16 protein-coding genes are annotated in these 17,229 nt (G+C 70.2%); 9 read left to right on the plus strand and 7 right to left on the minus strand.

Features of this window, described 5'->3' with window-relative positions:
- The first annotated feature begins 14 nt into the window (after positions 1–14).
- From ACZ4N5_RS05575 to ACZ4N5_RS05590, 4 genes are all read left to right on the plus strand, one after another.
- Positions 15–929, plus strand: coding sequence for a F0F1 ATP synthase subunit gamma (locus ACZ4N5_RS05575; protein WP_467755807.1), 915 nt, complete (start codon positions 15–17; stop codon positions 927–929).
- Positions 929–2,365 (plus strand): F0F1 ATP synthase subunit beta, encoded by a 1,437-nt coding sequence (atpD, locus tag ACZ4N5_RS05580; RefSeq protein ID WP_467755808.1) that lies wholly within the window; start codon positions 929–931, stop codon positions 2,363–2,365. The genes ACZ4N5_RS05575 and atpD overlap by 1 nt, the downstream gene beginning before the upstream one ends.
- A 127-nt stretch (positions 2,366–2,492) precedes the next feature.
- Complete coding sequence (locus tag ACZ4N5_RS05585; RefSeq protein WP_351127806.1) at positions 2,493–2,867, plus strand: F0F1 ATP synthase subunit epsilon; 375 nt, start codon at positions 2,493–2,495, stop codon at positions 2,865–2,867.
- 160 nt (positions 2,868–3,027) lie between these two features.
- Positions 3,028–3,474 (plus strand): DUF2550 domain-containing protein, encoded by a 447-nt coding sequence (locus ACZ4N5_RS05590; protein WP_351127807.1) that lies wholly within the window; start codon positions 3,028–3,030, stop codon positions 3,472–3,474.
- A gap of 100 nt (positions 3,475–3,574) precedes the next feature.
- Here ACZ4N5_RS05590 and ACZ4N5_RS05595 read toward each other — a convergent pair whose 3' ends face one another.
- The 3 genes from ACZ4N5_RS05595 to ACZ4N5_RS05605 form a co-directional block, all read right to left on the minus strand.
- On the minus strand, positions 3,575–3,826 hold the full coding sequence (locus ACZ4N5_RS05595) for a hypothetical protein (RefSeq protein WP_467755809.1): 252 nt from the start codon (positions 3,824–3,826) through the stop codon (positions 3,575–3,577).
- 201 nt (positions 3,827–4,027) lie between these two features.
- A complete protein-coding gene (locus tag ACZ4N5_RS05600) occupies positions 4,028–5,866 on the minus strand; it encodes a glycosyl hydrolase family 18 protein (protein ID WP_467755810.1) in 1,839 nt (612 codons plus the stop codon).
- 915 nt (positions 5,867–6,781) lie between these two features.
- Positions 6,782–7,354, minus strand: a complete 573-nt coding sequence (locus tag ACZ4N5_RS05605; protein WP_467755811.1) for a cob(I)yrinic acid a,c-diamide adenosyltransferase — start codon at positions 7,352–7,354, stop codon at positions 6,782–6,784.
- A 330-nt stretch (positions 7,355–7,684) separates the two neighbouring features.
- Between ACZ4N5_RS05605 and ACZ4N5_RS05610 the strand changes: the two genes are divergently transcribed.
- From ACZ4N5_RS05610 to ACZ4N5_RS05620, 3 genes are all read left to right on the plus strand, one after another.
- On the plus strand, positions 7,685–8,533 hold the full coding sequence (locus tag ACZ4N5_RS05610) for a 3-hydroxyacyl-CoA dehydrogenase family protein (RefSeq protein WP_467755812.1): 849 nt from the start codon (positions 7,685–7,687) through the stop codon (positions 8,531–8,533).
- 214 nt (positions 8,534–8,747) lie between these two features.
- Positions 8,748–9,071, plus strand: coding sequence for an STAS domain-containing protein (locus tag ACZ4N5_RS05615; RefSeq protein ID WP_261707178.1), 324 nt, complete (start codon positions 8,748–8,750; stop codon positions 9,069–9,071).
- Between the two features lie 269 nt (positions 9,072–9,340).
- Positions 9,341–11,890 (plus strand): ATP-binding protein, encoded by a 2,550-nt coding sequence (locus tag ACZ4N5_RS05620; RefSeq protein WP_467755813.1) that lies wholly within the window; start codon positions 9,341–9,343, stop codon positions 11,888–11,890.
- Between the two features lie 72 nt (positions 11,891–11,962).
- Here ACZ4N5_RS05620 and nucS read toward each other — a convergent pair whose 3' ends face one another.
- On the minus strand, positions 11,963–12,634 hold the full coding sequence (nucS, locus tag ACZ4N5_RS05625; RefSeq protein WP_467755814.1) for an endonuclease NucS: 672 nt from the start codon (positions 12,632–12,634) through the stop codon (positions 11,963–11,965).
- Positions 12,635–12,987: 353 nt separating this feature from the next.
- On the opposite strand from nucS, the gene ACZ4N5_RS05630 reads away from it, so the two are divergent.
- A complete protein-coding gene (locus tag ACZ4N5_RS05630; protein WP_467755815.1) occupies positions 12,988–13,380 on the plus strand; it encodes an SCO5389 family protein in 393 nt (130 codons plus the stop codon).
- Positions 13,381–13,483: 103 nt separating this feature from the next.
- On the opposite strand, the gene ACZ4N5_RS05635 is transcribed toward ACZ4N5_RS05630, so the two are convergent.
- On the minus strand, positions 13,484–14,512 hold the full coding sequence (locus tag ACZ4N5_RS05635) for an LLM class flavin-dependent oxidoreductase (protein ID WP_467755816.1): 1,029 nt from the start codon (positions 14,510–14,512) through the stop codon (positions 13,484–13,486).
- Between the two features lie 221 nt (positions 14,513–14,733).
- Between ACZ4N5_RS05635 and ACZ4N5_RS05640 the strand changes: the two genes are divergently transcribed.
- Entirely contained in the window at positions 14,734–15,066 is a 333-nt protein-coding gene (locus ACZ4N5_RS05640; protein ID WP_467755817.1) for an ATP/GTP-binding protein, read from the plus strand.
- A 46-nt stretch (positions 15,067–15,112) separates the two neighbouring features.
- Here ACZ4N5_RS05640 and ACZ4N5_RS05645 read toward each other — a convergent pair whose 3' ends face one another.
- Both ACZ4N5_RS05645 and ACZ4N5_RS05650 read right to left on the minus strand, forming a co-directional pair.
- Positions 15,113–15,958, minus strand: coding sequence for an ABC transporter permease (locus ACZ4N5_RS05645; protein ID WP_467755818.1), 846 nt, complete (start codon positions 15,956–15,958; stop codon positions 15,113–15,115).
- Positions 15,955–17,226 carry an ABC transporter ATP-binding protein gene (locus ACZ4N5_RS05650; RefSeq protein WP_467755819.1) on the minus strand — a complete coding sequence of 424 codons (1,272 nt, stop codon included), beginning with the start codon at positions 17,224–17,226 and terminating at the stop codon, positions 15,955–15,957. Before ACZ4N5_RS05650 ends, ACZ4N5_RS05645 begins: the two co-directional genes overlap by 4 nt.
- Between the last annotated feature and the right edge of the window lie 3 nt (positions 17,227–17,229).

The raw sequence follows: 17,229 nt of genomic DNA on the forward strand, positions 1-17,229 counted from the left end.
AAGGGACCTGACTCATGGGAGCCCAGCTCCGGGTCTACAAGCGTCGCATCCGATCCGTCACCGCGACCAAGAAGATCACCAAGGCGATGGAGATGATCGCCGCCTCGCGCGTCGTCAAGGCGCAGCGCAAGGTGGCGGCCTCCACGCCGTACGCGACCGAGCTCACTCGCGCGGTCACGGCGGTCGGTACCGGTTCGAACACCAAGCACCCGCTGACCACGGAGGCGGAGACGGCGACCCGTTCCGCGGTGCTGCTCCTCACGAGCGACCGCGGCCTGGCCGGCGCCTTCAACTCCAACGCCATCAAGGCGGCGGAGCAGCTGACCGCCCGTCTTGAGGCCGAGGGCAAGGAGGTCGACACGTACATCGTCGGCCGCCGCGGTCTCGCCCACTACAACTTCCGCGAGCGCAAGGTCGTGGAGTCGTGGTCGGGTTTCACCGACGAGCCCACCTACGCGGACGCGAAGAAGGTCGCGGGTCCGCTGATCGAGGCCATCGAGACGGAGACGGCGGACGGCGGCGTGGATGAAATCCACATCGTCTACACCGAGTTCGTCTCGATGATGACGCAGACGGCCATCGACGGCCGGCTGCTGCCGCTTCGCCTCGAAGAGGTCGCGGAGGAAGCGCCCGAGGGCGAGATCCTTCCGCTGTACGAGTTCGAGCCGTCGGCGGAGGACGTCCTTGACGCCCTTCTGCCGCGCTACGTCGAGAGCCGTATCTACAACGCGCTGCTCCAGTCGGCTGCCTCCAAGCACGCCGCCACGCGCCGCGCGATGAAGTCGGCGACCGACAACGCGGGAGACCTGATCACCACGCTCTCCCGACTTGCCAATGCGGCCCGCCAGGCCGAAATCACCCAGGAAATCAGCGAGATCGTCGGTGGCTCCGCAGCCCTTGCCGACGCGACCGCGGGGAGTGACAAGTAATGACGACGACTTCTGAGACGGCCGTTGCCACGGGCCGCGTCGCCCGGGTCATCGGCCCGGTCGTCGACGTGGAGTTCCCCGTCGACGCGATGCCGGAGATTTACAACGCCCTTCACGTCGAGGTGGCCGACCCGGCCAACGCCGGTGAGAAGAAGACGCTGACCCTGGAAGTCGCCCAGCACCTGGGTGACGGCCTAGTCCGCACGATCTCCATGCAGCCCACCGACGGTCTGGTCCGCCAGGCCGCGGTCACCGACTCGGGTACCGGCATCTCGGTCCCGGTCGGCGACTTCACCAAGGGCAAGGTGTTCAACACCCTCGGTGACGTGCTGAACAGCGACGAGAAGTACACGGGCGAGCGCTGGTCCATCCACCGCAAGGCCCCGCGCTTCGACGAGCTCGAGTCGAAGACCGAGATGTTCGAGACCGGCGTCAAGGTCATCGACCTTCTCACCCCGTACGTCAAGGGTGGAAAGATCGGTCTGTTCGGTGGTGCCGGTGTCGGCAAGACGGTGCTCATCCAGGAGATGATCTACCGCGTCGCCAACAACCACGACGGTGTCTCCGTGTTCGCCGGTGTCGGTGAGCGCACGCGTGAGGGCAACGACCTCATCGCGGAGATGTCGGAGTCGGGCGTCATCGACAAGACCGCCCTTGTCTTCGGCCAGATGGACGAGCCCCCGGGCACCCGTCTGCGCGTGGCCCTCGCGGGTCTGACCATGGCGGAGTACTTCCGCGATGTGCAGAAGCAGGACGTGCTGTTCTTCATCGACAACATCTTCCGCTTCACGCAGGCCGGTTCCGAGGTCTCGACCCTGCTCGGCCGTATGCCCTCCGCGGTGGGTTACCAGCCGAACCTGGCCGACGAGATGGGTCTCCTCCAGGAGCGCATCACCTCGACCCGTGGTCACTCGATCACCTCGATGCAGGCGATCTACGTCCCCGCGGACGACCTGACCGACCCGGCCCCGGCCACCACGTTCGCCCACCTCGACGCGACGACGGTTCTCTCCCGTCCGATCTCCGAGAAGGGTATCTACCCGGCCGTGGACCCGCTGGACTCCACGTCCCGCATCCTGGACCCCCGCTACATCGCGGCGGACCACTACGCGGCCGCGATGCGCGTCAAGTCGGTTCTTCAGAAGTACAAGGACCTTCAGGACATCATCGCGATCCTCGGTATCGACGAACTGGGCGAGGAGGACAAGCTCACCGTCCACCGTGCCCGTCGCGTGGAGCGCTTCCTGTCCCAGAACACGCACGTCGCCAAGCAGTTCACCGGCGTCGACGGGTCGGACGTCCCGCTGGACGAGTCGATCGCGGCCTTCAACGCGATCATCGACGGTGAGTACGACCACTTCCCGGAGCAGGCGTTCTTCCTGTGCGGTGGCATTGAGGACCTCAAGGCCAACGCCAAGGAGCTCGGCGTCTCCTGAACCTCGTGTTCTGAGTGAGGGGGCAGGACCGCGCCTCGTGGGGTGCGGTCCTTCCCTCTCCGTACGCCTACTAGACTTTGACCCAACACCCGGCAGCAACGCCGGGTGGTGACCCGAGGAGCCCACCTTGGCTGCTGAGCTGCACGTCGAGCTCGTCGCCGCGGACCGTAGTGTCTGGTCCGGCGAGGCCACCCTGGTCGTCGCGCGTACCACGTCCGGCGACATCGGCGTCATGCCCGGTCACCAGCCGCTGCTCGGTGTGCTGGAGTCGGGCCCGGTGACCATCCGTACGAGTGATGGTGGAACAGTCATCGCCGCGGTGCACGGCGGTTTCATCTCATTCGCTGACAACAAGCTGTCGCTGCTGGCCGAGATCGCCGAGCTGTCGGACGAGATCGATGTCCAGCGTGCGGAGCGGGCGCTCGAGCGCGCGAAGTCGGACGCCGACGCGTCCGCCGAGCGCCGCGCGGACGTCCGCCTGCGTGCGGTGGCGACCCGCTGACCATCGGTGCGACCCCAGGCCTTCAGGCACTGGGGGAGCACTGTGTGAAGCTTTGCCTCAGCCGCGGCTGGGACCGGATCACTCCGGCCCTGGCCGCGGCTGAGGCAAATCCGGAAGTTTTTTCTTTTCCGTTACCTAGGAGACGAGGAGGTCGGTGTCGATGGTCCTCGCTCTGACTGTGTGCGGAGTGCTTGTAGCGCTTGTAGTGGTGGGGCTGTTCGTCTTCGGCCTCCGCCGCCGGCTGATCCAGCGTTCCGGCGGAACGTTCGACTGCAGCCTGCGCTGGGACGTCCCCGAGAAGGGTGACCCCAGTGGCAAGGGCTGGAGCTACGGGGTCGCCCGCTACAACGGTGACCGGATCGAGTGGTACCGCGTCTTCTCGTACGCCCCCCGCCCGCGCCGCACCCTCGAACGCTCGGCGATCGAGGTGGCCGGCCGCCGTGCCGCCGAGGGCGAGGAGGAGCTCGCGCTGCTCTCCGACGCGATCATCCTCGCCTGTCTCCATCGCGGGACGCGCCTGGAACTGGCGATGAGCGAGGACGCGCTGACCGGATTCCTCGCCTGGCTGGAGGCCGCCCCACCCGGACAAAGGGTGAACGTCGCCTAGCGATGTTCAGGGCCCCGTTGGGTGGGGGAGGGGGAACGTCGCGTGAAAGGCCGTCACCACGCGTCCCGCTGAAGCAACCCGGACGAAGCCGGAGTGAGGGTCAGCGCAACCTGAACAGCACCCTTGTCCGGCCCTCGGCCAACGTGCACACCGGGGGTGTCCCGGTCTCGGTCTGGTGGCGGCTGACGACCACCGCGCGCGGCGGGGAGCCGACCATCACGGTGACGCTGACCGGAGCGGTGGCGAGCAGGACGGCTGCCGTCGTCGCGGTGAACACGCCGACGGACGCCGCCGTGGGCATGCCGAGGCTGCCCGGCCTGCGGGACCGGGACCTGTTGGGCCTGCGTTTCATTTTTCCCCCGAGTGACCAATTCCGCTTGTCTCCTGGTCCAGAGTCTCCCCGGTGGGAGGCCGCCCAGCAGCGGCCGTCCGGCCCGCCGGACGGGGCCGAAGGTCCCGGTGGCGCGTACGCCGGGGGCGCACGGGTGAACGCAAAGCGCCGCGGGCAGACCCGGAGGTCTGCCCGCGGCGGTGGTGCGGGGTGGGGCAGGGATCAGCTCAGGCCGCTGTTGATGGCGCCGACGAGTTCACCGTTGCTGGTGTCACCGCTGAACTCCCAGAAGAAGGCGCCGCCGAGACCCTGGCTCTTGGCCCACGACATCTTCGTTCCGATGGTGGCCGGGGTGTCGTACGACCACCAGTTGTTGCCGCAGTAGGCGTAAGCGGTGCCGGCGACGGTGCCGGTGGCGGGGCAGGACGTCTTGAGGACCTTGTAGTCCTCGATGCCCTGCTCGTACGTACCGGCCGCCGGCCCGGTCGCCGTGCCGCCGGGCGCGGACTGGGTGACACCGGTCCAGCCACGGCCGTAGAAGCCGATGCCGATGAGCAGCTTGCTCGCGGGCACGCCCTTCGACTTGAACTTGGCGATCGCGTCGGCGGTGTCGAAGCCGGGCGTCGGGATGCCGCTGTACGAGGTGAGCGGGGAGTGCGGGGCGGTCGGGCCCTGCGCGGCGAACGCTCCGAAGAAGTCGTACGACATCACGTTGTACCAGTCGACGTACTGCGAGGCGCCCGCGTAGTCCGCGGCGTCGATCTTGCCGCCGGAGGTGCCGTCGGCCGTGGTGGCCGCGGTGACCAGGTTGCCGGTGCCGAACTTGGCGCGCAGGGCCTGCATCAGGTTCTTGTAGGCCGCGGCGCCGCTGGTGTCACAGGACAGACCGCAGGCGTTCGGGTACTCCCAGTCGATGTCGATGCCGTCGAAGACATCGGCCCAGCGCGGGTCCTCCACGAGGTTGTAGCAGGACTGCGCGAAGGCGGCCGGGTTGGCGGCGGCCTGGGCGAAGCCGCCGGACCAGGTCCAGCCGCCGAAGGACCAGAGGATCTTGATGTTCGGGTACTTGGCCTTCAGCTCGCGCAGCTGGTTGAAGTTGCCGCGCAGCGGCTGGTCCCAGGTGTCGGCGACGCCGCTGACCGACTGGTCGGCGGTGAAGGCCTTGTCGTAGTCGGCGTACGAGTCGCCGATCGCGCACTGGCCGTTGGTGACGTTGCCGAAGGCGTAGTTGATGTGCGTGATCTTGGCGGCCGAGCCCGACGTCACCAGGTTCTTGACGTTGTAGTTGCGGCCGTAGATGCCCCACTCGGTGAAGTAACCGAGCTTGACGGCGTTGCCGGTGGGCGGCGGGTTGGTGGTGCCACCGGTGGTGTGGACCGCGACCGCGCCGCTGACCGGACCGGTCTGGTCGGCGGTGTCGCGGGCCTGGACGGTGTACGAGTAGTCGGTGCCGGCGGTCAGACCGGTGTCCGTGTACGAGGTCGTCGTCACGGTCGCGACCGTGGTGCCGCCGCGCAGGACGTCGTAGTTCTTGACGCCCTTGTCGTCGGTGGCCGCGCTCCAGGAGAGCTTCACCGAGGTGTCGGCGACGGAGGAGGCGGTGGGGGTGCCCGGCGCGGAGGGCGCGCTGTCACCGGGGACGGTGGTGCCGCCGTCACAACTGCCGCCGTTCAGCGTGCAGTTGGACGGTGAGCCGGTGCCCGCGCCGTTGAAGCCGAAGGAGACGGAGGCACCCGCGGCGAGGCTGCCGTTGTAGGACTTGTTCTTGGCGGTCCAGTGGTTGCCGGAGCTGGTGACGTCCGCGTCCCAGGCCGAGGTGACCGACGTGCCGGAGGGGAAGTCCCACTGGATCGTCCACGAGCTGATCGCGGTGGTACCGGTGTTCTTGACCGTCCACTTGCCTTCGAAGCCCGTGCCCCAGTCCTGGGTCTTGGCGTACGTGGCGGTGGCGGAGTCGGCGGCCTGGGCCGGGCCCGCGAGGCCGACGAGGGCGGCGAGGGGGAGGAGCAGGGTGGTAAGCCCCGCCACTGCTCGGTGTCTGGCTCTCTGCCGGAAGCGCATGAAGCCTCTCCTCTTTGGTCTGGTGCTCCGGGGCGTCGCAGCGGGTGGGGGACCGCGATCGTGCTCCGCCCGTCGGGGCGTCCGCTCGCTCGCGCTCCTGCCGGCGTCGTGCCCCTTCGACTGGGGGTGTCGTGGGCATGCCTAAGCGCAGTGGGGCGAGAATAGAAAGGTCTGGACCACGAGTCAATAGGTCTGGACCAGTGGATCCGGTTCTCCGCGGATCCCCAACTCCCTCCAGGGGTAGGTGCCTTGGCTCGTCGGTGCGGTTCAGGAGCCCCCGGATGACGGCTGACGTGCGCCTTCGCTGTCACCTCGGCCGATTCGATCAACGCCGCGATCTCCGCGTTCGACGGCCCTTCCCCGGCCAGGAAATCTCGCACGCGCCTCGCGAGGCCGTCAGGGCATCCCGGACGGCCACCGGAGGGCGGGCCGGAGCGGGCGATCCGAAGCGGAGGGGCCGGGGCGGGCGGACTGAGCCGGAAGGGCTGGATCGGGCGATCCGGGGCCGGCGGGCCGAAGCGGGGGCCGGGAGCCGGCGGGCCCCAGCCGGCGGGTTGGATCGGGCGATCCGGATCGGGCGGGCCGGTGTGGAAGGGCTGATCGGGCGGGCCGGTGTGGAAGGACGGGAGCGGGCGCAGCGGCTCGACAGGGGAGCCGAGGGCGCGGGCGCCGGAGAGCCCGCGCCGCGTGTGTCCGTACCAGAGGGGCTCTGGCGCTTCCTGAGCCGCGCGTGTCCGTACCTGGACGTGTTCCGGCGCTCCCCGCGTCGCGGGTGTGCGTACCGGGACGGGCTCTGGCGCTCCCCGCGTCGCGGGTGTCCGTACCGGGGACGGGTCCTGGTGCTTCCCGCGCCGCGGGTGTCCGTACCCGGACGGGCTCTGGCGCTCCCCGCGCCCCGCCCCCTGACGGCAGCCTCTAGCGCTCCCCGCCCGGGACCCACAGCACGTCGCCCACATCCTTGTTCGCCGTGCGCGCCAGGATGAACAGAAGGTCGGAGAGCCGGTTGAGGTAGGTGGCGGTGAGTGGGTTCATCGCCTCGCCGTGCACCTCCAGCGCCGCCCAGGTGGAACGCTCGGCGCGGCGCACGACCGTACAGGCCTGGTGGAGGAGGGCCGCGCCGGCGGTGCCGCCGGGCAGGATGAAGGAGCGGAGCTTCTCCAGCCGTTCGTTGAAGAGGTCGCAGTCCGCCTCCAGCTTGTCGATGTAGAACTGCTCCACCCGCAGCGGCGGGTACTTCGGGTCCTCGACCACCGGCGTCGACAGATCCGCGCCCACGTCGAACAGGTCGTTCTGGACACGGGTGAGGACCTCGACGACCTCGGCCTCCAGGCCGCCCAGCGCGATCGCCGTACCGATCACCGCGTTCGCCTCGTTGGCGTCGGCGTACGCCGAGATCCGCAGATCGGTCTTGGCGACCCTGCTCATGTCCCCGAGGGCGGTGGTGCCCTGGTCGCCGGTCCTGGTGTAGATGCGCGTCAGATTGACCATGGGGCCAATTTAGACGCCCCTGCGAGCACTGGGGATGCCGCGCGTCCGTCATGCGGGTCACAGGGCGTGGAGACCTCGGCGCCGGCGGGTCCGCGAAGCGCCAACAAGCGTGAACCCGCGAGGTGGTGGCGCTCCGGCCGCCGTGGTCGAAATCCCTCCGCCTCCGGTCGGAGGCGGCATCGCCAAGTCCGTCGGGCGGGACGTGACGGGTGTCTCACGCCCTGAGACCGTGACACGCGTTACTTACGGGTTTCCCGGCCCCTCCCGAACGCTACTCTCCGCCGAAGAGGCATACACAAGCAGCGTGTTAAGCATGTTGAGGGAGTCGGAGTGGCAGGGAAGCTCGCCGTCATCGGAGCCGGACTCATGGGGTCCGGTATTGCTCAGGTCTCCGCACAGGCGGGCTGGGACGTCGTCCTGCGCGACGTCACCGACGAGGCGTTGAATCGCGGCCTCGACGGCATCAAGGCCTCGTACGACAGGTTCGTGAGCAAGGGCAAGCTGGCAGCCGCGGACGCGGAGGCGGCGCTCGGGCGCATCACCGCGACCACCGAGCTGGAAGCGGCCGCCGACGCGGACATCGTCGTCGAGGCGGTCTTCGAGAAGCTCGAGGTCAAGCACGAGATCTTCCAGGCGCTCGACAAGATCGTCCGCCCCGACACCGTGCTCGCCTCCAACACCTCCGCGATCCCGATCACCAAGATCGCGGCGGCCACGGAGCGCCCGGAGCGGGTCGTGGGCGTGCACTTCTTCTCGCCGGTGCCGATGATGCAGCTCGTCGAGCTGGTCCGCGGTTACAAGACCAGCGACGAAACGCTCGCCACCGCGCGGGAGTTCAGCGAGTCCGTCGGCAAGACCTGCATCGTCGTCAACCGCGACGTCGCCGGGTTCGTGACCACCCGCCTCATCTCGGCCCTCGTCGTCGAGGCGACGAAGCTGTACGAGTCGGGCGTCGCCACCGCCGAGGACATCGACCTCGCCTGCCGGCTGGGCTTCGGTCACGCCATGGGACCCCTGGCCACCGCCGACCTCACGGGCGTCGACATCCTGCTGCACGCCACCGGCAACATCTACACCGAGACCCAGGACGAGAAGTTCGCGCCGCCGGAGCTGATGCGCCGGATGGTTGACGCCGGTGACATCGGACGCAAGAGCGGGCAGGGCTTCTACAAGCACTGAACGATCATGCGGCGACCGAAACCGGTCGCCGCATATGCCACGGAAGCCGTACACGCCTCTCGGGTGTCACCCCATGAGGTGAATTCGGTATCGGTTCGCTTACAGACGGCAACCTCTGCGGCTCTCAGGCAGTCAGACCATGCACAACATGCAGACGCGAAGACGCGGAAACAGACACACGCGGAGTTACGAGACGCATTCTCGGGGAGCGCATATGTACATCAGGGGCGACCACGCCGAGCTGGTCGTCGGGGGCCGCCTCGACGTACGCAGCGCGGCGGACGCCCGTACGGTCCTGCACTCGGCCGTCGACGACGGAGCCGGCGATCTCGTGCTGGACCTGTCCGAGCTGGACTCCTGGGATGCCACCGGGCTCGGTGTCATCATGGGGGCCCACCGACGCGCCGGGCGCTGCGGCCGACGGCTCGTGCTGCGCGGCGTACCACCACAGATGCAGCGCCTGTTGGTGGCCACCCGGCTGCACCGGATCCTGGCGATCGAGGGTGGTATCGGGGTCGAGTCCCTGCCCCGGGTGTGACCTGAGCGCGCGCCCCACTCGCTCCGCGTGTGCGACCGCGTACGCGCCCTGACCGGCGCACGAAGCGCACCACGTGCACAATCCTCACGAAGCTGTGACGGTTCGGACGGCGCGGTACCCCGCCTGTTCGTAGATACTGTGCGAAGGTTTAGGGTTCGGCTGCCCGCCGACCGAAACCCTACGAGCGGGCACCGGACCAGAAGCGACAGAGCGGTGTGCAGCCAGGCCGGGAGGGCATCGGCACACGACGCTTTTGGGGGGCTTGGAACATGGACCCGATCAACCGGGGATCCGAAGAGTACGGCCATGACGACGACGGCCAGGCGTCTCGCCCGCGCCCGCCGCGCGACCCGCTCGCAACAGACCTGGGCCAGCACAAACCCGTGCTCGTCCGCACGGTCCGCCTCGTCGCGGGCGAATTCCTGCTCACCGTCAACCCCGTCGACGGCAGCGAGATAGAGAACTGCCCGCCGCACGAGCGACCGCAGCCGCCGGTCAAGCACGGCGCCGCCGAACGCGCCGAGCTGGCCCGCGCAGCCCACCCGCCCGTTCCACCCGGCCAGGCACAGCCCAGGCTGCCGCTCCTGGAGCGCCAGAAGGAGCGCGAGCAGCTCGTACGCCTCCTCGCGCGCGGGCGCTCGGTGCGGCTCACCGGCCCCTCGGGATCGGGCCGCACGGTCCTGCTGGACGCCGTCGCCGACGACTGCGCGGACCTCGCCCCCGACGGCGTCGTCCGCCTCTCCGGCTACCGGCGCACCGCGAGCGATCTGCTGTACGACCTCTTCGCCGCCGTCTACGAAGCCCCCCTGCACCGTCCGGACCGCGAGGAACTGCTCCGGCTCGTCCACGAGATAGGCGCGGTCGTCGTCCTCGACGACGCGGAGATCGGCGGCAGCGCCCTCGACGTGCTGCTCGACGCCACCCCCGAGTGCGCCTTCGTGATCGCCGCCACCCCCGACATACCGGCCCCGTCCGCCCACGCTCTCCTCGAAGAGGTCGTCCTCGGCGGCCTCGACCGCAGCGGCGGTCTCGAACTGCTGGAGCGCGCCGTCGGACGCGTCCTGACCGAGGACGAGTCCAACTGGGCGGGCGACCTCTGGTTCGAGTCCGAGGGACTGCCCCTGCGCTTCATGCAGGCCGGCGCCCTGCTGCGGCAGCGCGACCGGCTGCAGGCCAGCGAAGAGGCCTTCGACGACTACGGCGTCTTCCAGGAGGCCCCGGCCGACGAGCCCTTCGAGACCGGCGACGGCCACGACGTACCGCTGCCCTCCCTCGCCGAAGGCGCCGCGCCCGCCGCGCTGCTCGCCTCCAGGCTGAGCGACTCGGCGCGCAGCACCCTGCGCTTCGCCGTCGCGCTCGGCGGCGAGGTGCCCCACCAGGCCCATCTGCCCGCGCTCGTGGGCGACACCCACGCCGACGCGGCGCTCGCCGAACTCGCGGGCTGCGCGCTGGTCTCCCCCGTCGGCTCCCGCTACCGGCTCGCCGCCGGGGTGCAGGCCCAGCTGGAGGCCTCCGGATACACGGACACCCTCCAGGAGAGCGCGCTCGCCGCCGCCCAGCACTACACCTGGTGGGCCGGGCATCCCTCGGTCACCCCGGAGCGGGTCTCCGCCGAGGCCGACGCGCTGCTCGCCGCGCTCGACGTGCTCGTCCCGGTCACCACCGCCCCCGAGGACGAGGAGGACGAGAGCGTCTCCGTCCAGCTCGCCCGCACGGCCGCGCCCGCCTTCGCGGCGGGGCTGCACTGGAGCGCCTGGGAACGCGCCCTGCGCCTTGGTGTCGAGGCCTCCGAACTCGCCGACGACGGCGCGGAACAGGCCTATTTCCACCACGAGTTGGGCATCCTCGCGCTCTGCGGCCAGCAGCTGGACCGGGCCCGCGCCGAGCTGGAGGCCTCCGTCGGCATGCGTGGCGCGCTCGCCGACAAGCGCGGCACCACCGCCGGCCGTCGCGCCCTGGCGCTGGTCGCCGACCGCTCCGGAACCCTGCAGCTCACCGCCGGGCGCACCCCGGCGGGCGAAGAGGTGCCCGACGCGCGTCACGACGAGTCGATGTCGCCTCCCGGCGGTGTACCGGCAGCCTTCTCCCGGACCGACCCGTCCGGCGACACCGTCACGGTGCTCGCCCACCCGGCCGGCCCCGGCGGCCCCGCGGCCAAGCGGCAGGGCGTCGCGGGGCGGCTGGTCACCGGCACCCGGCGCAACCTGGTGGCCGCGGGAGCGGGCGCGCTCCTCGTCGCCGTCCTCGGCACCGTGGTGACCCTCGGCGCGACCTCGGACCACCAGAACGACACCCCGTCCGAGAAGGTCGGCGTCAACCCGTCGGCCACCCAGGGCAGCCAGGACGACAGCCTGGGCGCGGACAAGGCGAAGAAGGGCGACAACTCCACTCCCGGCCCCGTGGCCACGCCCACCGACCCGGGGCCCGACGGCACGTACGGCACCTCGGACGACCCGACGCCCCCGGCCACGGCCACGACGGGCCATCAGCCGTCCGGCGAACCGAGCGGGACGCACACGGCCTCGGGCAAGCCCTCGAAGTCGGCGTCCGCGACGCCCTCGAAGTCGCCCACCGGCAAACCGTCGTCGTCCCCCTCGAAGACGCCGAGCGGTTCGCCGTCGCCGTCCGGTTCGAAGACGCCGAGCGGTTCGCCGTCCGCGTCGCCGTCGGCCAGCACGCCGACGGCTCCGGCCACCTCGAACACCGCGAGCGGTCCCGTGTCGAGCAGCGCGCCGGCGAGCACGTCTGCCGGCCTGCCGGAGAGCAGCGTGCCGGCGGGCACCGGCGTCGCCACGTCGCCGAGCGGCGCGGTGATCTGACCGTACGGAAAGTGGGAGAGGGCCGGGTCCGACATCGGACCCGGCCCTCTCCTGTATACGAACCCGAGGGGGTCAGAACAGCCGCAGCTTGTCGTCCTCGATGCCGCGCAGGGCGTCGTAGTCCAGGACCGTGCAGCCGATGCCGCGGTCGGTGGCGAGGACGCGGGCCTGCGGCTTGATCTCCTGGGCGGCGAAGATGCCGCGGACCGGCGCGAGGTGCGGGTCGCGGTTCAACAGCTCCAGGTAGCGAGTGAGTTGCTCCACGCCGTCGATCTCGCCCCGGCGCTTGATCTCCACGGCGACGGTCTGCCCCGCGGCGTCCCGGCACAGGATGTCGACCGGGCCGATGGCCGTCATGTACTCACGGCGGATGAGCGAGTAGCCCTCGCCGAGGGTCTCGATGCGGTCGGCGAGCAGCTCCTGGAGGTGCGCTTCCACGCCGTCCTTGATCAGGCCGGGGTCCACGCCGAGTTCGTGCGAGGAGTCGTGGAGGATCTCCTCCATCGTGATGATGAGCTTCTCGCCCGCCTTGTTGATGACGGTCCAGGTGCCTTCGTCGTCGCCTGACCCCTCCTTCAGTGTGCAGGGCGGAGACATCCAGTTGAGGGGCTTGTAGGCCCGGTCGTCCGCGTGGATCGAGACGCTGCCGTCCGCCTTCACGAGGATCAGGCGGGGGGCCGACGGGAGATGGGCGGTGAGCCGGCCCGCGTAGTCCACGGAACAGCGGGCAATGACGAGACGCATGGTCGGCAACGCTACTCGACCGGCGGTGGTGCACGCGATTCTCCCGCCCGTCTCCCGAGCCCGCACCGGACGCAGAACCCGCGGTTCGCCCCTTTTGTTCTCCCGGCCCCCGTCGCGCAGCCCGACCGGTGTTTCCGCGGGTCACCCCATTGATCCTGAAGGTTCCGTGTTCGGTCGTGGCTGATTGTCGGCCTACTGAGCGTTCGCTATGTGCGCATTCTCCTGGTGCCGTTACCTGGCGATGCTTACCGTATGAACGGGAGGTCGCGATGCATGTACTCAGCGTGTTCGATATTGCGATCCCCGTCCCTGTCCGGCAACCCCCGAGGTATGGGGGTGCGAGAGGAGAACCCATGTCGCTCGACGTCTCACCGGCCCTACTCCAACAGGCCGAGCGAGGCGAGGTCGACGAAGCTGACTTCGTCGACTGCGTCCGGACCTCCCTGCCCTACGCGTGGGAGATGATCAGCTCCCTGGTGGCCCAGCTGAAGGTGGACGGTGGCAAGTTCGCCGACAACCAGACGCCCCCGCCGGACGAGCAGGCACGTGGCCAGCTGCTGCGTGCGCTCGCGAGTGACGCGATACGCGGCGCGCTGCAGCGGCACTTCGGAGTGCGGCTGGCCTTCCAGAACTGCCACCGGGTGGCGGTGTTCCCACTGGACGACTTGGTGGACGACACACTGGCACGCTTCACCTCGGTCCGCAGTCAGCTGCTCAACCAGTCCCCGGAGTTCAGGGACTGCTGAGGCACTGAGCCGCATTGCTTGCCGCTCCGTACGCGGGAGGTGCATTGGTACTGGGGCGGCAAGCTCCCCGCGTGTCCGGTCCGATGGGCCGGACTTCGTGCGGTCACCTGAGATGGGGCAGCACCTCGGCCCCGAGCCGTCGCACGTTCTCCTCGGTCGCCGCCAGGTCGCCCGATCCCTCGACGAGCAGGGCGAAACGCGAGATGCCGGTCCGTTCCGAGGTCGCCGCGAGCCGGTCGGCGCACAGCCGCGGGGTGCCCACCGGGTGCAGCCCGCAGAGCAGTTCGGTGTACGCCACCGGGTCCCGCATCGAGCGGGCGCGGCCGTCGACCGTCACATGGGCGTCCAGTCCCTGCTTCAGCCAGCCCGGCATCGCCTTGACGAGCGTCTCGACGGCGTCGGTTCGGCGGTCCGCGATCTGGCAGACGCCGGCGGAGACATGGGCGGCGGTGCGGATCTCGTCCGACGGGCGGCCCGCCGCGCGGGCGTGCTGCCGCCACAGAGCGACCATTTCGGCCTTCTCCTCGTCCCCGACGTGCATGCCGAGAAGCATCGGCAGTCCGCGCTCGGCGGCGAGCCGGACGCTCGCCGGTGAGGTGCACGCGACGACGACCTCGGGACCCGGAGCACCGCTCAGCGCCTCCGACGGACGTGGCACGACGGGGACTTCGCGGAACGAGAACCGCTCGGAGGTGCCGGCGACGGACGGCTCGCGCAGCCAGCGGACCAGCAGATCGAGTGATTCCGGGAACCCTTGTTCGTACGCCGCGAGGCCCGCGCCGAAGACCTCCAGGTCGACCCAGGGGCCGCCGCGGCCGACACCCAGCGAGAACCGCCCGCCGGACGTCAGGTGCAGCAGCGCGGCCTGCTCGCCGAGCGCCACGGGGTGGACGGTGGGCAGCACGCTGACCGCCGTGCCGATCCGGATACGGTGGGTGCGGCCCAGCAGATACGCGGCGAGCGTGATGGCCGACGGGCATGTCCCGTACGGCACGAAGTGGTGCTCGGCCAGCCAGACCGCGTCGAGCCCGGCCTCCTCGGCGACCTCGGCCGACCGCACCGCGCGGTGCAGGGCCTCTCCCTGGCCCTGGCCAGGGAACTGGGCGGCCAGTACAAAGCTTCCAACGTGCATCGAACTTCCTGCTTCCTCGGCTCCGACACGGAGCTCCCCCACCCGGCATAACCGCGTGACACGTGCCGAAGACACGGCCTTGCGGAGAGATTTGCGGATTGTCTGGGAATTGGGCTGTCCGATGGGGGATGCGCGCGGGTTGGCGGAGTACGCCTACCCCCGTGCGTCCCGCGTAGGCTGGACTTGGCCCCTGCTCCCCGTATCGCTCCGTGAGGTGTCCCTTGTCCCCGCGTCGCAACCGTCCTAAGGACCCCGCCTCGTCCGGCAGGAGCGCCGAGGAGGACGCGTCGGACCGCTACGGCGGCTGGCAGTCCACGGAGAGCTGGCGGGACGAGGAGTGGAGCGTGCGCCATGTGGCGGGCGCGAGCGCGCAGGGCAAGACCTACCGCTGCCCCGGCTGCGACCAGTTGATCCCGTCCGGGGTTCCGCACGTGGTGGCCTGGCCGGAGCACTCGGGCGTCGACGAGCGGCGGCACTGGCACAAGGCCTGCTGGAACGCGAAGGACCGCCGCACCTCGCGGGTGCAGCGGTCCCGTAACGCGCCCAGGTTCTAGGCGACTTCGGAAGGCCCGGCCTCAAGCTGTCCGGCGGGCGCGGTCGTCACACGTCCCGGCGCTCCAGGAGCACGAAGGCGCCGATGATCGCCGCCGCCGTCAATCCGGCGAGCAGGCCGAGCTGTGCGCCGCCGTGGCCGTCCTCGGTGCCCAGCCGGAAGATCTTGGCGAGGGCGTTGGGGGCGGCGTACTCCTGCATCTTCTCGCCGACCGTCCGCATGCTCTCGGACATCATCAGGAACGCGGGCATGATCGCGGGCAGCAGCACGACGCCGAGCATCGTGGTGATCGCGCCCGCCGAGTGGCGCAGCATCGAGCCCACCGCGAGCGCGAGCACACCGAGCAGCGAGACGTACAGCGCGGCCATCACGACGGTGCCGCCCCACGGGACGTCGGAGCCACCGCTGTGCATCCCCGCGGTGAACAGGCCGACCAGCCCGATCGCGAAGGCCGAGACGGCGAACGCCACCGCGAAGAAGATGATCAGCTTCGCGGCGAGCACCCGGTGCCGCTGCGGCGAGGCCGTGAACGTCGTACGGATCATGCCCGTGCCGTACTCGGAGGAGACCACCAGCACGCCCAGCGTGATCAGACAGATCTGTCCGAGCATCAGCCCGAAGAACGCGGGGATCGTGTACGGCGTGTCCCCGAAGTCTTCGTTCGTGGTCTGCGCGGCGACCAGGAAACCGATGCCGACCACCAGGAGCAGGAAGATGCCGAGCGTCCACAGCGTGGAGCGCACCGACTTGATCTTCGTCCACTCGGAATTGAGCGCGTGGCCCAGGTGGGTGCGGGTGACGGGGATCGGCGAGGTGTACGAAGTGCCGGGCGCCGCCTGCCAGTCGGGGGCAGCGGCGGCCTGCTGCGGCATCGGGGGCTGGGGCGTGCTCATCGGGCGTCCTCGGGCTTGGTCAGGTCGGCGGCGGGCGCGGGTGCGGGCGTGGGCTCGGACACGGGTGCGGGGGTGGCGGCGGGCACCGGCGAGCCCGCGGGGGCCTGGGGGGCCGCCTGGGCGTACGGGTTGACGTCCGGGGCGCCGTACGGGCCGGGACCGCCCGCGCCCGGGGCGACGGGGGCGACGGGAGCGCCGTACGGGCCCGTCTGGGGCATGGCGAAGGGCTGTCCGCCCTGCTGGGGCGACGGCGGCGCGTACCAGCCGGGCTGGCCCTGGCCCGCGACCGGCAGCTGCGGCGGGGGCATGGCGCCCGGCGGCAGCTGCTGCTGGAGCCCGGCCTTCTGGTCGACGGTCGAGCGGTAGTCGACGGCGCCCTGCGTCATCCGCATGTACGCCTCCTCCAGCGAGGCCTGGTGCGGCGACAGCTCCCACAGCCGGACGTCGGAGGAGTGCGCGAGGTCGCTGATGCGGGGGAGCGGCAGCCCGGTAACGCGCAGTGCGCCGTCCTGCTCGGGCAGCACCTGGCCGCCCGCCTCGGTCAGCGCGGCGGTCAGCTTCTCGCGCTGCTGCGGCTCGGTGTCGGGGGTGCGCACCCGGGCGAAGTCGGCCGAGTTGTGCGAGATGAAGTCCTTGATGTTCTGGTCGGCGAGCAGCTGGCCGCGGCCGATCACGATGAGGTGGTCGGCGGTCAGCGCCATCTCGCTCATCAGGTGCGAGGAGACGAAGACCGTACGGCCCTCCGCCGCGAGGGACTTCATCAGGTTGCGCACCCACAGGATGCCCTCGGGGTCGAGACCGTTGACCGGCTCGTCGAAGAGCAGCACCTGGGGGTCGCCGAGCAGCGCGGCGGCGATGCCGAGGCGCTGGCCCATGCCGAGCGAGAAGCCCTTGGAGCGCTTTCGCGCCACGTCCTGGAGACCGACGACGCCGAGCACCTCGTCCACGCGGCGGGCCGGGATGCCCGACAGCTGGGCCAGGCACAGCAGGTGGTTGCGGGCGTGCCGGCCACCGTGCACGGCCTTGGCGTCGAGGAGCGCGCCGACCTGGCGGGGGGCGTTCGGCAGCTTCCGGTAAGGGAATCCGCCGATCGTCACCTGCCCCGAGGAGGGGTTGTCGAGGCCGAGGATCATGCGCATCGTGGTCGACTTGCCCGAGCCGTTGGGCCCGAGGAAACCGGTGACGGCACCCGGCCGGACCTGGAAGGAAAGGTTGTACACGGCCGTCTTGGCGCCATAGCGCTTAGTCAGGCCGACTGCCTCGATCATTCT

Source organism: Streptomyces sp. NPDC026500 (genome assembly GCF_055567635.1).

Excerpts from the sequence above, each read along its gene's own strand:
- ACZ4N5_RS05575 (WP_467755807.1), top strand. The coding sequence starts at position 15 with ATGGGAGCCCAGCTCCGGGTCTACAAGCGTCGCATCCGATCCGTCACC.
- atpD (WP_467755808.1), top strand. The coding sequence starts at position 929 with ATGACGACGACTTCTGAGACGGCCGTTGCCACGGGCCGCGTCGCCCGG.
- ACZ4N5_RS05590 (WP_351127807.1), top strand. The coding sequence starts at position 3,028 with ATGGTCCTCGCTCTGACTGTGTGCGGAGTGCTTGTAGCGCTTGTAGTG.
- ACZ4N5_RS05595 (WP_467755809.1), bottom strand. The coding sequence starts at position 3,826 with ATGAAACGCAGGCCCAACAGGTCCCGGTCCCGCAGGCCGGGCAGCCTC.
- ACZ4N5_RS05600 (WP_467755810.1), bottom strand. The coding sequence starts at position 5,866 with ATGCGCTTCCGGCAGAGAGCCAGACACCGAGCAGTGGCGGGGCTTACC.
- ACZ4N5_RS05605 (WP_467755811.1), bottom strand. The coding sequence starts at position 7,354 with ATGGTCAATCTGACGCGCATCTACACCAGGACCGGCGACCAGGGCACC.
- ACZ4N5_RS05615 (WP_261707178.1), top strand. The coding sequence starts at position 8,748 with ATGTACATCAGGGGCGACCACGCCGAGCTGGTCGTCGGGGGCCGCCTC.
- ACZ4N5_RS05620 (WP_467755813.1), top strand. The coding sequence starts at position 9,341 with ATGGACCCGATCAACCGGGGATCCGAAGAGTACGGCCATGACGACGAC.
- nucS (WP_467755814.1), bottom strand. The coding sequence starts at position 12,634 with ATGCGTCTCGTCATTGCCCGCTGTTCCGTGGACTACGCGGGCCGGCTC.
- ACZ4N5_RS05630 (WP_467755815.1), top strand. The coding sequence starts at position 12,988 with ATGTCGCTCGACGTCTCACCGGCCCTACTCCAACAGGCCGAGCGAGGC.
- ACZ4N5_RS05635 (WP_467755816.1), bottom strand. The coding sequence starts at position 14,512 with ATGCACGTTGGAAGCTTTGTACTGGCCGCCCAGTTCCCTGGCCAGGGC.
- ACZ4N5_RS05645 (WP_467755818.1), bottom strand. The coding sequence starts at position 15,958 with ATGAGCACGCCCCAGCCCCCGATGCCGCAGCAGGCCGCCGCTGCCCCC.
- ACZ4N5_RS05650 (WP_467755819.1), bottom strand. The coding sequence starts at position 17,226 with ATGATCGAGGCAGTCGGCCTGACTAAGCGCTATGGCGCCAAGACGGCC.